The organism is Spectribacter hydrogenoxidans (assembly GCF_031846275.1).
Taxonomy (GTDB): domain Bacteria; phylum Pseudomonadota; class Gammaproteobacteria; order Nevskiales; family Salinisphaeraceae; genus Spectribacter; species Spectribacter hydrogenoxidans.
The window spans coordinates 45,888-59,272 of record NZ_JAVRIB010000004.1 but is presented as its reverse complement, the minus strand read 5'-3'; the positions used below and the strand labels follow the sequence as shown (position 1 = coordinate 59,272).

General features: G+C 66.0%; 10 protein-coding genes. 5 read left to right on the top strand and 5 right to left on the bottom strand.

Annotated features, from left to right (window positions below):
• Positions 1-83: 83 nt before the first annotated feature.
• The 4 genes from typA (at position 84) to RM532_RS04755 (ending at position 4,896) form a co-directional block, all read left to right on the top strand.
• Positions 84-1,895, top strand: a complete 1,812-nt coding sequence (typA, locus tag RM532_RS04770) for a translational GTPase TypA (protein ID WP_311652023.1) — start codon at positions 84-86, stop codon at positions 1,893-1,895.
• Between the two features lie 57 nt (positions 1,896-1,952).
• Entirely contained in the window at positions 1,953-2,648 is a 696-nt protein-coding gene (locus RM532_RS04765) for a type 1 glutamine amidotransferase domain-containing protein (protein ID WP_311652022.1), read from the top strand.
• Between the two features lie 119 nt (positions 2,649-2,767).
• Complete coding sequence (locus RM532_RS04760; RefSeq protein WP_311652021.1) at positions 2,768-3,439, top strand: potassium channel family protein; 672 nt, start codon at positions 2,768-2,770, stop codon at positions 3,437-3,439.
• Positions 3,436-4,896 carry a TrkH family potassium uptake protein gene (locus RM532_RS04755; protein WP_311652020.1) on the top strand — a complete coding sequence of 487 codons (1,461 nt, stop codon included), beginning with the start codon at positions 3,436-3,438 and terminating at the stop codon, positions 4,894-4,896. Before RM532_RS04760 ends, RM532_RS04755 begins: the two co-directional genes overlap by 4 nt.
• A 37-nt stretch (positions 4,897-4,933) precedes the next feature.
• Here RM532_RS04755 and gltX read toward each other — a convergent pair whose 3' ends face one another.
• From gltX to yidD, 4 genes are all read right to left on the bottom strand, one after another.
• Positions 4,934-6,388 (bottom strand): glutamate--tRNA ligase, encoded by a 1,455-nt coding sequence (gltX, locus tag RM532_RS04750; protein WP_311652019.1) that lies wholly within the window; start codon positions 6,386-6,388, stop codon positions 4,934-4,936.
• Positions 6,389-6,457: 69 nt separating this feature from the next.
• Positions 6,458-6,709 (bottom strand): type B 50S ribosomal protein L31, encoded by a 252-nt coding sequence (locus tag RM532_RS04745; protein ID WP_311652018.1) that lies wholly within the window; start codon positions 6,707-6,709, stop codon positions 6,458-6,460.
• Between the two features lie 292 nt (positions 6,710-7,001).
• Complete coding sequence (ileS, locus tag RM532_RS04740) at positions 7,002-10,190, bottom strand: isoleucine--tRNA ligase (protein WP_311652017.1); 3,189 nt, start codon at positions 10,188-10,190, stop codon at positions 7,002-7,004.
• 21 nt (positions 10,191-10,211) lie between these two features.
• Positions 10,212-10,493 carry a membrane protein insertion efficiency factor YidD gene (gene yidD / locus RM532_RS04735; protein WP_349255270.1) on the bottom strand — a complete coding sequence of 94 codons (282 nt, stop codon included), beginning with the start codon at positions 10,491-10,493 and terminating at the stop codon, positions 10,212-10,214.
• Positions 10,494-10,557: 64 nt separating this feature from the next.
• Here yidD and RM532_RS04730 point away from each other — a divergent pair, with 64 nt between their 5' ends.
• Positions 10,558-10,983 carry a SufE family protein gene (locus RM532_RS04730; RefSeq protein ID WP_311652016.1) on the top strand — a complete coding sequence of 142 codons (426 nt, stop codon included), beginning with the start codon at positions 10,558-10,560 and terminating at the stop codon, positions 10,981-10,983.
• 82 nt (positions 10,984-11,065) lie between these two features.
• On the opposite strand, the gene RM532_RS04725 is transcribed toward RM532_RS04730, so the two are convergent.
• Positions 11,066-13,324, bottom strand: coding sequence for a TonB-dependent receptor family protein (locus tag RM532_RS04725; RefSeq protein ID WP_311652015.1), 2,259 nt, complete (start codon positions 13,322-13,324; stop codon positions 11,066-11,068).
• Positions 13,325-13,385: the final 61 nt, after the last annotated feature.

Below are 13,385 nucleotides of genomic sequence, written 5' to 3'. Positions count from 1 at the left end.
CGCGCGCAGCCTCCCTACCCGTGATCGGGCCGGCGCCTCGCGTCGGCCCGATTTTTATTGTCCGACCCGAGTTTCCAACCGTCATGAGTGACCACGTCCGCAATATCGCCATCGTCGCCCACGTCGACCACGGCAAGACCACACTGGTGGACAAGCTGCTGCGCGCCAGCGGCACCCTGGAGGGCCGCGGCGCGGAAACCGAGCGGGTGATGGACTCCAATGCGCTGGAACAGGAGCGCGGTATCACCATCCTGTCCAAGAACACCGCGATCGACTGGAACGGCTACCGGATCAATATCGTCGACACCCCCGGCCATGCCGATTTCGGTGGCGAAGTCGAGCGCGTGCTGTCGATGGTGGACGCGGTCCTGCTGCTGGTGGACGCCGTGGACGGCCCGATGCCGCAGACCCGGTTCGTGACCAGCAAGGCCTTCGCGCTGGGCCTGAAGCCGATCGTGGTGATCAACAAGATCGATCGCCACGGCGCCCGGCCGGACTGGGTGCTCAACGAGACCTTCGATCTGTTCGACCGCCTGGGCGCCAGCGACGAACAGCTGGATTTCGTCACCGTCTACGCCTCGGCCCTGCAGGGCTACGCCGGCCTCGACCCGGAGGTGCGTAGCGGCGACATGGAGCCGCTGTTCGAAACCATCGTCAACCGGGTGCAGCCACCCGAGGTGATCGCCGAGGGTGCGTTCCAGATGCAGATTTCCTCGCTCGACTACGACCGCTACAAGGGCGTGATCGGCACCGGCCGGGTGCGTCGCGGGCAGATCACGTCGAACAGCCCGGTGACGGTGCTCAACCGCGACGGCAAGCCCCGTCAGGGCCGGATCCTGCAGATCTTCGGCTTTCTCGGCCTCGACCGGGTCGAGGTCGAGCAGGCGGGGGCGGGCGACATCGTCGCCGTTACCGGCATCGAGGACCTGGGCATTTCCGAAACCCTGTGCGACCCGGAGGTGCCGGAAACCCTGCCCACCCTGTCGGTGGACGAGCCGACCATGAGCATGACCTTCGGCGTGAACAAGTCACCGTTCGCCGGCAAGGAAGGCAAGTACCTCACCAGCCGGCAGATCCGCGAGCGCCTGGAACGGGAGCTCAAGACCAACGTGGCCCTGCGGGTGGAGGCCACCGAGGATCCCGACCGTTTCCGGGTGTCCGGGCGCGGTCTGCTGCATCTGGGCATTCTGCTGGAGAACATGCGCCGCGAGGGCTACGAACTGGCGATCTCGCGGCCGCAGGTGATCGTGCGGGAGGTCGACGGCCAGCTGCAGGAGCCCTGGGAAGAAGTGGTGGCCGACGTGGAATCCGACGACCAGGGCACCGTGATCCAGATGCTGGCCGAGCGCGGCGGCAAGATGCAGTCCATGACCCCCGACGGCCGCGGCCGCGTGCGGCTGCTCTACCACATGCCGGCGCGCGGGCTGATCGGCTTTGCCACCGCCTTCGCCTCGGCAACCTCCGGCACCGGCCTGCTCTACCACGTGTTCGACCACTACGGGCCGCGGGTAGAGGATGCGGTGGCCGAGCGCATCAACGGCGTGCTGATCGCCAATGCCACCGGCAAGGCCCTGGCCTACGCCCTGTTCAACCTGCAGGAGCGCGGCCGACTGTTCGTGGGCTCGGGCGAGGAGGTCTACGAAGGCATGGTCGTGGGCATCCATAACCGGGACAACGACCTGACCGTGAACGCGCTCAAGGGCAAGCAGCTCACCAACGTGCGCGCCTCCGGCAAGGACGACGCGCTGAATCTGTCGCCGCCAATCCGGCTCAGCCTGGAACAGGCGCTGGAGTTCATCAACGAGGATGAACTGGTGGAAATCACCCCGGCGGCCATTCGGTTGCGCAAGTCCGGGCTGACCGAAACCGATCGCAAGCGCGCGGCCCGCGCTTGATCGAGGCAGGGGTCATCCCCACCTCCTGACACTGACTCACCGGCAAAAGGATCAACCATGAACGACAAGCGCGTCCTGTTCGTCATCACCAGCCACGACACCCTCGGAGATACCGGCAATCCCACCGGTTATCATCTGGCCGAGGTCTCGCATCCCTATTACGTGCTGGCCGAGGCCGGTTTCATCATCGAGTTCGCCAGCCCCAAGGGCGGGCAGGTGCCCATGGACCCGAACAGCCGTGACACCGACGACCCGGTCAACAAGCGTTTCCTCGAGGACGAAATCGTCAACAACAAGCTGGGCGGGACGCTATCCGCGGACCAGATCGATCCGAGCCGCTACGCCGGCATCTACTTCCCCGGCGGTCACGGCACCATGTGGGACCTGCCCGAGAACCCCTCGCTGGCCGAGGTGACCCGCACCGTGGATGCACAGGGCGGCGTGGTGGCCGCGGTCTGCCACGGGCCGGCGGCCCTGCTCAACGTCAAGACCGAGGACGGCCGTTGGCTGGTGGACGGCAAGCGGGTATCGGTGTTCACCGACGAGGAAGAACGGGCGGTGGAACTGGACCAGGTGGTGCCCTTCCTGCTGGCCTCGGCCCTAACCGAACGCGGCGCCATCCACGAGGCGGGCGACAACTGGCAGGAGCAGGTGTCGGTCGACGACCGCCTGGTCACCGGCCAGAACCCGGCCTCGGCCCGGGCCGTGGGCGAGCACATCCGCGATCTGGTCGAGGCGCGGCTGGCTGCCTAGGAACCTCTGACTGGTTCCCCGCGACCTGCGTTGATACCGGCCTGCCGCCGGCCCGTTCTGCTACCGTATTCCTGGTCCGGCGGCGAATCCGGCCGCGCTGAAACAAGGCAGGCAACACAGTGCACATCATCGTGGTGGGGGGCGGCCCGGTCGGCGACAGCCTGGTCGGGCTGGCCCTGAAGGACGGCCACAACGTGGTTCTGGTGGAGGCCGACGAGGACACGGCCGAGGACTGCGCCCGGCGCCATGACGCGCTGGTGCTGCATGCCTCGATCACCGAGGATGACGTGTTCGAGGAGGCCGGCGGCAGCCGCGCCGACGCCCTGATCGCCGCCACCAGCGACGACGCCGCCAACCTGATGGCGATGGTGCTGGGCCAGGAGGCCGGCATCGACAGCCTGACCAGCGTGGTCAACCACAAGTCGCACACCCAGCTGTTCGAACGGCTGGGCATCCGCGTGATGGTGGACCCGGAAGTGCTGGTGGCCCAGCATCTGCTCGATCTGGTGCTCTATCCGGATGCCGAGGACGTCACCACCCTCGCCGGCCGGGAGCAGTTGTTCGAGTTGACCCTGTCCGCGGATTCCCCGTTGCTGACCGCCAGTCTGGCCGAACTGAAAGCGGATGAAGCGCTTCCGGCGGATCTGGTGGTGGCCTCGGTCACCCGCGACGACGAGCACTTCTTCCCGCGGGGGCAGACCCGTTTGCAGGGCGGCGACCGCGTCATCGTATTCGCGCCGCAGGGCACACCACAGGATGTACTGTCGCGCCTGAACGGCGCCGATTCGTGATCCGCACGGCCACCGGCGGCCCCCACGGGCCCGTGCTGCGTGGCATCGGCATCCTGCTGCACGTGCCGGCGGCGATGGCCGTCCTGTCCATTCCCGTCGCGCTGCTGTTCGGCGAAACGGCCGGCGTCGGCGCACTGGCAATCACCTTCATCTGTGCCCTGGCGCTGGGGCAACTGCTGTTCTGGTCCTGCCATGACGCGGCGGAAACCCGCCGGCGGCACGCCTTCCTGATCGCCGCGCTGTCCTGGCTGGCGGTTTCAACGCTGGGCGCCCTGCCGTTCTATCTGTCCGGCCATGCCGCGTACGCACAGCCGCTGGACGCGCTGTTCGAGTCGCTGTCGGGCTTCACCACCACCGGTATCAGCCTCGTCGCCGATCCCGCCACGCTGCCGGCCCATTTGCAGTGGTGGCGCAGCTTCAGTGAATGGGTGGGCGCGGTCGGGGTGATCGTGGTCATGCTTTCGGTCCTGCCCACCCATCAGAGCGCCCTGGCCCTGTACCGCTCCGAGGCCCGCCGTCAGAAGATCCTGCCCTCGGTGCGCACCACGGTGCAGGCGATCTGGTCGATCTATCTGATCTACACCGGTCTGGCCATCAGCTTGCTGTGGCTGCTGGGCGAACCACTCTGGCAGGCGGTGAATCACGGCATGACCGCCATCGCTACCGGCGGCTTCACCGTGGTCGCCGATCCGATCACCGATGCCGGGCCGGCCCGGCAACTCGCCTATGGCCTGATCACCATCATGGGCGCCATCGGCTTTGCCCTGCACTATCGTTTCATCCGCAGCGGACGCGGGCTGTTCAGCGGGCTGGAGGCGCGCAGCTTCTGGTGGATTCTGCTCGGCGGCGCGCTGCTGATCACGCTCGAAAACGCCCTGGCGGCGCCGGACGTTGCCTGGTCGGAAAGCCTGTTCGTCTGGGTGATGGCTGTGACCACCGCCGGCTTTGCCCACGGCGACGTATCCGCCTGGCCGCCGCTGACCCTGATGCTGCTGACGCTGGCAGTCACACTCGGGGCAATGGCCGGTTCCACCAGCGGCGGGCTGAAACTGGCGCGGCTGGTGACCCTGTTCAAGGCTATCGGCTGGAGCCTGACCGCGGCCGCCCGCTCACCCCATCAGGTGATGCGCTACATGATGGACGGCGAGGCCCTGACCCGCGCCGAGGCCGGCGAGCGGGTGCGCGCGGCCACGACGCTCACCATCGGTTGGCTGCTGTTAGCACTAGCCGGTCTGTTCGCCATGCTGCACTTCGTGCCGGCGGATACGCCCCTGGGCAGCACCCTGTTCGAGGTATTCGCCATCCAGTCCAACACCGGCATGTCGGCCGACGCCATCGACTACGACACGCTACCCGCCGGCGGCAAGCTGGTGGCAATGCTGCTGATGTGGACCGGCCGCCTCGAGATCGTGCCGGTGATGGTGATGATCGCGCTGATCATCGAGCGTCGCCGCTAGCCCCGCACGGCCCGGGCCGCCCATACCCGAAAGCCTTCTAGCCTGCGTCCTCGGCAATGCCGCGAAGATACTCCATGCCCGCAGCCAGCCGGGCGAGTGATTCATCGCGGCCCAAAAGCCACAAAGTCTGGTCGATGGGCGGCGACACCGCAGTGCCGCTGACCGCAATGCGTATCGGCTGGGCGACCTTGCCCAGTCCGACCTCGGCCTGTTCGGCCACCCGGTGGACCGCGGCGTGGATGGCCTCCGGCTGCCAGTCGTCGAGACCGGCAAGCGCCGCGTGCACTTCCGCCAGGCGCTCGGCCGCCGGGGGCTTGCCGTGCTTGTTGACCGCCTTGTCCTCGTAGCCGGTCACCGGCTGGTAGAACATGGCGGCCTTTTCGGCCATTTCGACCAGGGTGCGGGCGCGTTCGCGCAGCACGTCGATGACGTCGGTCAGTGCCGGACCGCCGGAGGGGTCAATACCCTGGCGCTGCAGATGCCAGGAGAATTCGGCTTCCAGCCGGTCGGCAGGTGCGGCCTTGATGTGCTCCTGATTGACCCACAGCAGCTTGTCGGGATCGAAGGTGGCAGCACCACCCTGTACCCGGCTGATATCGAAATGGGCCAGCATCTCGTCGACCGAGAAGATTTCCTGATCGCCGTGGGCCCAGCCAAGACGCACCAGGTAATTCAACAGGGCCTGCGGCAGGATGCCCTGCTCGCGGTAGGCCATGACACTGACCGCGCCGTGACGCTTTGAGAGCCGCTTGCCATCGGCGCCCAGAATCATGGGGACGTGGGCATACTGCGGGGGCTCGGCACGCTCGCCCGCCGCGCCGATGTCGATCAGCGCCTTCAGAATGGCGAGCTGGCGAGGTGTGTTGTTCACGTGATCGTCGCCGCGGATAACGTGGGTGATGCCCATGTCCATGTCGTCCACCACCACACAGAAGTTATAAGTGGGGGTGCCGTCGCCGCGGGCGATGACCAGATCGTCCAGTTCGCTGTTGGGCAGGATGATGTCGCCCTTGACCAGGTCATGAACGACGGTGTCGCCGTCCTGCGGCGTGGCGAAGCGGATCACGGGATCGACCCCGGCCGGCGGCTCCGGCAGAACCTTGCCCGGAGCCGGGCGCCATGTGCCATCGTAGCGGGGCTTGTCACCACGGGCCCGGGCGGCCTCGCGCATGGCCTCCACATCCTCGGCGCTGCTGTAACAGGGATAGGCGTGGCCGGCTTCGACCAGTTGGCCGATCAGCGCGCGATAACGCTCGAAGCGCTCGGTCTGGTATTCGATGCCGCCGTCGTGTGCCAGCCCCAGCCAGGCCATGCCGTCGAGGATGGCCTGCACCGCTTCGGGGGTGGAGCGTTCGCGATCGGTGTCCTCGATGCGCAGGCGAAAAACACCGCCGGACTGGCGGGCGTGCAACCAGGAATACAGCGCAGTGCGGGCCCCGCCCACATGCAGATAGCCGGTGGGCGACGGGGCGAAGCGGGTGGTGACGGCCATGGTGGTCTCGCAACGAAAGACGGCGCACCGAGGCGCGCCGTCCGATAACCGAAAATGCTTTTCTGAGTGCTACTTCTTGCCCATGCCGTAGCGCTGGCGGAAGCGCTCCACCTTACCGGTCGCGTCCATGATGGTCTGCTTGCCGGTGTAGAACGGATGGGTGGCGCTGGATACGTCCAGCTTGACCAGCGGATACTCCTTGCCGTCTTCCCACTCGATGGTTTCGTTGGTCTGCGCGGTGGAGCGGGTCATGAACGCCAGCTCGCCGGAAATGTCCTTGAACACGACCGGGCGGTAGTTGGGGTGGATGTCCTGTCTCATTGTCGCTGCTCTGGTTGCCTGGTTGCCGAATGCCGTGGACCGGCGATAGCCTGACAGTATAGCGTGACTCTCAGTGCCGTGTCAGCCCTCGCATTGCTGGCAATGGATGACTCAAGGACTACGCCTGTGTCATCGCGAGCCGTCGACAGACGGCGCGGCGATCTCGGGCACGGGCAACATCAGCCGGGAGATTGCCGCGGCCCCGGTCGGGGCCTCGCAATGACCGCTGCCGTCATCGCGAGCAAAGCGCGGCGATCTCCTGCCCGGATGCGGGCGGGCCCCTTATATCGGCCTACGCCGGCTCGAGCTGGCGGCGGCTGAGGCCGACGGCCAGCATCAGGCCGTCGATATCGAACGTTTCGCAGGCTTCGCCGGCGGGCGAATCGGCGATTGAAAGACTCATGGCCAGCGTCTCGCCGGCCAGCCAGTCGCGGTGGGCGTCGATGGCCGCAGCCAAGTCAGCGGAAGCGGCGAACTGCACGTCGATACGGTCGGCCACATGAAATCCGGCGCTCTTGCGCAGGCGCTGGATGCGGTTGACCACTTCCCTTGCCAGACCACGCTGGCGCAACGCGGGCGTAATGGCGCCGTCCAGGGCCACGGTAACGCCGTCCTCGCGGCCGACCAGCCAACCCTCGACACCTTCGGCCTCGATCAGCAGGTCGCCCTCGTCCAGTTCCACCGGATGATCGGCGATGGTCAGGGTCAGACAGCCGTCGCGCAGGTACTCGTCGATCTGCTCGTCGGTAAGTTCGGCCACCGCCTGGGCGACGGGACGCATCAGCTTGCCCAGCCGTTTGCCAAGCTGCTTGAAATTCGGTTTGGCGCTGCGGGTAACCAGATCACCGGTACCGGCGACGAACTCGATCGCGTCGATATTGACCTCGTCACGCACGATCGCGGCCACGGCTTCGACGTCGGCCCGGACTACCGCCGGTTCCTCCACCACCAGAATGCGCGATAGCGGCTGGCGGACATTGATACCGGCCTCGTTGCGCAGGGCCAGCACGTTGCCGACGATGGCCCGGGCCAGCGCCATGCGCCGTTCCAGACCGGCATCGATCAGGGCTTCATCGGCCGCGGGATAATCTGCCAGATGAACCGATTCGCCCGGCGCAACCGCCAGATTGCGGTACAGCCATTCAGCGAAGAACGGGGCGATCGGCGCCATCAACCGGGCAACGGCGGTCAGACAGCTCAGCGTGGTGTGGTAGGCGGCACGCTTGTCGTCGGCATCGGCCTCGTCGGCCCGGGCACCGGCCCAGAAGCGTTCCCGCGAGCGGCGGATGTACCAGTTGGACAGTTCGTCGACGAAGCGCTCCACGGCCCGGGCGGCAATGGTGGGGTTGTAATCGTCCATCGCGGCGACGGCCTCGCCCGCCGTGGTCTGTAGCCGGGACAGAATCCAGCGATCCAGTTCCGGTCGCTCGGCCACCGGGGGCGCCCCGACCGCCGGGTCGAAGCCGTCGATGTTGGCGTAGGTGGCAAAGAACGCGTAGACGTTCTCAAGCGTGCCGAAAACCTTGGCGCGGGTGTCGCGCAGGCTGCGGTCGGCATACTTGGTGTTGTCCCAGGGTGGACTGGTGGCCAGCATAGTCCAGCGGATGACGTCGGCACCAAAGGTGTCCAGCGCCTCGAACGGGTCCACCGTGTTGCCTTTGGATTTGGACATCTTCTCGCCGCGGGCGTCCAGCAACAGGCCGTTGACCACGACGTTTCTGAACGCCACCGATTCCTCGGTGAGCGCGGCGATGGCATGCAGGGTGTAGAACCAGCCACGCGTCTGGTCCACGCCCTCGCAGATGAAATCCGCCGGGAAGTTGGCCTTGAAGGTGTCGGCGTTCTCGAACGGGTAATGCCACTGGGCGAACGGCATGGCACCGGAATCGAACCAGACGTCGATGATCTCGGGCACCCGCCGCATGGTGCCGCCGCCCGGGGCCGGCCAGGTAATGTGATCCACATGGGGGCGATGCAGATCGAGGTCAGCATCATCGGGCACCGCATCCCCGGCTTTTCCCCGCAGTTCTTCGATGGACCCGATGACCTCGACATGCGACGGATCGGTATCCGACACCCAGATGGGCAGCGGCGTACCCCAGTAGCGGTGGCGCGACAGGGCCCAGTCCACGTTGTTGGCCAGCCAGTCGCCGAAGCGGCCGCGGCCGACGTGGGCCGGATACCAGTTGATGGTCTCGTTGAGCGTGACCAGCCGATCCTTGTGCGGGGACGTGCGCACGAACCAGGACTCCACCGGGTAGTTCATCAGCGGCGTGCCCTTGCGCCAGTCGTGCGGATAGTTGTGCACGGTGACGTCGCGGGCGAACAGCAGGCCGCGGTCCTTGAGATCGCGCGCGATGATCTTGTCGGCATCCTTGAACCACTGCCCGCCCACCAGCGGCCAGTCGGCGGCAAAGTGGCCGTCCCGCTCGACGGGATTCAACAACGGCAGGCCGTTGGCCTGGCCGGTGGCATAGTCGTCGGCGCCGAAGGCCGGGGCGATGTGGACAATGCCGGTGCCGTCCTCGGTGGACACGAAGTCCGCCGGCACCACCCGCCAGGCGGAATCGGCCTCGGGGTGATCGGCGAAGTGATCGAATACCGGGGTGTAGCGGGTATCGACCAGGTCGCGTCCGGTCAGGCGCCCGATCACCTCATAGTTCTCCCCCAGCAGCCGCGGCGCCGCCGCTTCGGCAAGGATTAACGTTTCGTCGGCAGCGTCATCGCCGGTCGGTCGGGCCCTGATGTAGTCAATATCCGGGCCCACCGCCAGACCGGCGTTGGCGATCAACGTCCAGGGCGTGGTGGTCCAGGCCAGGAAGTAGCTGTCTTTCTCAGCGGCCAGCGGAAAGCGGATGGTCACGCTCGGGTCCTGCACTTCCTGGTAGCCAAGGCTGACCTCGTGGCTGGACAGCACGGTGCCCGAGCCCGGCGAGTACCAGTGAATCTTGTGGCCCTTGTAGAGCAGGCCCCGGTCCCACAGCTTTTTCAGCAGATACCAGACCGATTCGATGTATTCGTTGGCGAAGGTGACGTAGGGGGCATCCAGGTCCACCCAGTAGCCGATACGCCGGGTCAGGTCGTCCCACTGCGCCTTGTAGCGCAGCACCGATTCCCGGCAGGCGGCGTTGTACTCGGCAATTCCGTAGGCCTCGATGTCCTCGCGGGACTGCAGGCCGAGTTCCTTCTCCACCTCGATTTCCACCGGCAGGCCATGGGTGTCCCAGCCGGCCTTGCGGTCCACCCGAAACCCGCGCATGGTCTTGTAGCGGCAGAAGGTGTCCTTGACCGTGCGACCCAGCACGTGATGGATGCCCGGCCGGCCGTTGGCCGTGGGCGGGCCTTCGTAGAAGGTGAAAGTGGGCGCATCGCGTCGCGCCTCGCCACAGCGTTCGAACACGCGCTCGGCCTCCCACCAGCCGCGGATCTCCGCGTCCAGCGTGGGCATGTCGAGCGTCTTGTGTTCGGAAAACTGGGTCATGGTTTTTTGCGCCGCGGCATCTTACCGTTTGCGCCGCGCCGACGCATCCGCCGGCGGCACCGGATCGTGCCCACCCTCGCGCAACGGATGACAGCGGATGATGCGCCGGGCCGCCAGCCAGCCGCCCCGTAGCGGCCCGTGCACCCGCAGCGCTTCCAACGCATAGGCGGAACAGCTCGGATAATAGCGGCAACGCGGGCCCAGCAGCGGCGAGAGCACGACGCGGTAGAAATGAATCGGCAGGCTCAGCAGGACGACCGCGATACCGCGCAATCGATCCGACCAGCCCTTTGATTCGTGCATGTTCATCGGGGCCGCGATTCTATCGAATTCGGTGGGCCGGTGGCCGCTTGTTAGAATCGGGGCCATGGATGCCAAGCTGCAACAACTGAAAGACACCTTCGAGATGCTGCCCGATTGGGAGGAGCGGTACCGCTTCATCATCGATCTGGGACGCAAGCTCGAACCGCTGCCCGAAACGGCCTACCGCGACGAGAACAAGGTGCGCGGCTGCATGAGCCAAGTATGGCTGATTGCCGACGAGGCCGGGGACGGTGAGCAGATCCGGTTCCTGGGTGACTCGGACGCCCACATCGTGCGCGGCCTGATCGCCGTGCTGCTGCTGATCTACTCTGACAAGTCCCCGCGGGAAATCGTGGACACCGACATCCAGGCCATCTTCGAGGAACTGGCCCTGGAGCAGCACATCACCGCCAACCGGCGAAACGGGTTGCATTCGATGGTGGAGACGATCCGCCAGCTCGGGGCGCAACGGCTGGACGCCAGCGCCTGACGATTGCCGGCCAGGTCCATCGAGCACATAAAACCGGGCGGTGCCTGGGCACCGCCCGGTCGGTCCTGACACAGCGCTCGCGCTACTCGAACTTGGAGGTCAACCCGATAATCACCGTGCGTTCCGGGCCGGGCCGCAAGCCGTTGGCGTAGTCCACCGGGAACAGCTTGTCACTGAGATTGCGCCCCTGCAGCCAGAGCGTGGTGCCGGTGTTGGGCAGCTGGTAGCTGGCCCGTGCCGAGTAGATGGTGTGGCTGGGCACGTTGCCGAAGATGATCGGCTCACGGATTTCCGAACTCCCGGTCGGCCGGGTGGGATTGGCCGGATCGATTGGATTGCCGTCCTCGTCGGCCACGGTGACAACGTCACTGTTCAGGCTGCCGGAGAAGAAATCCCCGAAGTGATGAATCGTGGCGCTCAGATGCCAGCCCGCCTCGTGCTCCATGCCCAGCGTGAGGTTACCCGCGTGTTCCGGCACTTCCGGAATGCGGTTGCCGTCCACCGGGCCCGAGGTGAACTCGGCCTTGGTGTAGCTGTAGGCCAGCTCGGCGAACAGGTTCAGTCGTGAACCGGTGAGCGCCGCGGAGTTGAAGCGCCCGCCCAGATCGAACCCGTAGGAGCGGGAATCGTCGTTGTTCACCACCAGGTTGGTGCCGTCGATAGTGATGGGCTCCTGGGTGATGGTGTCCTTGTACTTGTTGTAGAAGACTGCGCCTTCCATGCGCAGACCCTGGAACGCCGATGTGCGGAAACCGACCTGCGAGTTGATCCCGGTTTCCGGCTCCAGCGGGAAGTCGTCGGCGGTACGGGCGAAGGCCGGCGTGTAGCCGCGGCCGACATTGGCGAACCACTGGGTGCGTTCGTAACCGTCGTAGACCACGCTGAGGCTGGGCAGCACCAGGGTGTTGTCGTCTTTTTCGCGCGGCGAACCGGGCCCGCTGTCGTCGATGATGACCTCGCGCTCCTGGGTGTAGCGTTCCACTCGAATGCCGGGCGTCACGGTCCAGAAGCCGATGCGGATGGCGTCCTGGAAAAAGCCGGACACGGCGTCGGCGTCGAACTCGGCCAGGGAGTTCTCCTCGCCCGTTGTCGGCTCGGTGACGCCGATGCCGGTACGTCCGCGATTGCCCTCGTTCAGCAGTTCGCCGGTATTGCCGACCGGTTCCCGGTTCTCGAACTCGTGCACTTCGTAGCGCAGGCCCCACTGGAAGTTGTGGGTGACACGGCCGGTCTGAATGCCGGCCAGCTGGAAACGGGTTTCCAGGCCGGTGGTCTGGTAGCTCCGGTCGCGGCCGATCATCACGCCGCTCACGCCCGGCTGGAAGAAGAACGCCGGATCCTCGTAACCGCCCGGGCTGAAATCCGGCACACCGTTGTTCACGTCCACCTCGTCCGGCTCCACCGTGAAGCGCGGCCGCTCGAGATCGGTGTGGAACAGCTTGGTGGACATGGACAGCGTGTCGCTGAGCTGCCAGTCGTGGGTGAGGTCGAATTTCCAGTAGTTGATCGAGAAGTTGTTGTTCTCCTGGGCGAAACGACCGGTCTTGCGGCGCGGGTTCGCGGCGTACTCGGCGGGCAACAGGTTGCTCTCGTCGTAGTCGGAACGTTCACGGAAATAGGTGATCGAGAGGCCCAGCTCCTGGGTGTCGTTGATCGCCAGATCACCGCTGGCGAAGAAGTCGTCGTAGCTGAAGTCCTCGATATCGAAGCTGCCGTCGGCATCCAGCCCCGAATAGGACAGCACCAGCCCCAGTGGGCCGTCGGTGCGGGTATGCATGATGTGACGTTTGAAGGTGCTCGGGTCGCCACCGGCCAGTTCCACCGTGGTTTCCGGTGTTTCCGTGGGCCGCTTGTTGATGAAGTTGATGATGCCGTGGTTGTTCAGCGGTCCGTGCAGCACGTGGCCCGCGCCCTTGAGCACGTCAACCCGCTCGAGGCGTTCCTGCGGCGGGGTGTAGTGGGCGCTGGGGTCGATGTAGGTGGAGGCGTTGATCGGCACGCCATCCTCCATCAAAAGCACCTTGCGCGAGCGCCGGGCGGGCGCGCCGCGAATGGCGATGCCGGACCGCCGGCCCAGCACGTCGTCGTAGATGGTGCGCACGCCCGGGGCGAAGTCGAGCGTGTCCATCAGCGTGTAGGGCTGATAGGTCTCGATCTGATCCTCTGTGATCTGGGTGGCCGCACCCGGGGTCTGATCGACCTCGGTGGGCAGGGTGGCTTCGATGTCGATGGGCGCCAGGGCGCCGGTTTCACCCTGGGCCTGGACCGCATGACCGGCGAACAGGAACAGCGTGCCGAATGCCAGCGGCGCCGCGCGACCGGCCTGTGTCTTGATGGACATGAAAGCGTTCTCCTCCGTGACGCAGCACCCGGTTCCGGGCTCAGACCTGGCGGGCGTGCCG

Bases quoted from the DNA above. Each gene is read 5' to 3' on its own strand.
- RM532_RS04745 (WP_311652018.1), bottom strand. From the start codon at position 6,709: ATGAGACAGGACATCCACCCCAACTACCGCCCGGTCGTGTTCAAGGAC.
- yidD (WP_349255270.1), bottom strand. From the start codon at position 10,493: ATGCACGAATCAAAGGGCTGGTCGGATCGATTGCGCGGTATCGCGGTC.
- RM532_RS04725 (WP_311652015.1), bottom strand. From the start codon at position 13,324: ATGTCCATCAAGACACAGGCCGGTCGCGCGGCGCCGCTGGCATTCGGC.
- RM532_RS04765 (WP_311652022.1), top strand. From the start codon at position 1,953: ATGAACGACAAGCGCGTCCTGTTCGTCATCACCAGCCACGACACCCTC.
- typA (WP_311652023.1), top strand. From the start codon at position 84: ATGAGTGACCACGTCCGCAATATCGCCATCGTCGCCCACGTCGACCAC.
- gltX (WP_311652019.1), bottom strand. From the start codon at position 6,388: ATGGCCGTCACCACCCGCTTCGCCCCGTCGCCCACCGGCTATCTGCAT.
- RM532_RS04730 (WP_311652016.1), top strand. From the start codon at position 10,558: ATGGATGCCAAGCTGCAACAACTGAAAGACACCTTCGAGATGCTGCCC.
- ileS (WP_311652017.1), bottom strand. From the start codon at position 10,190: ATGACCCAGTTTTCCGAACACAAGACGCTCGACATGCCCACGCTGGAC.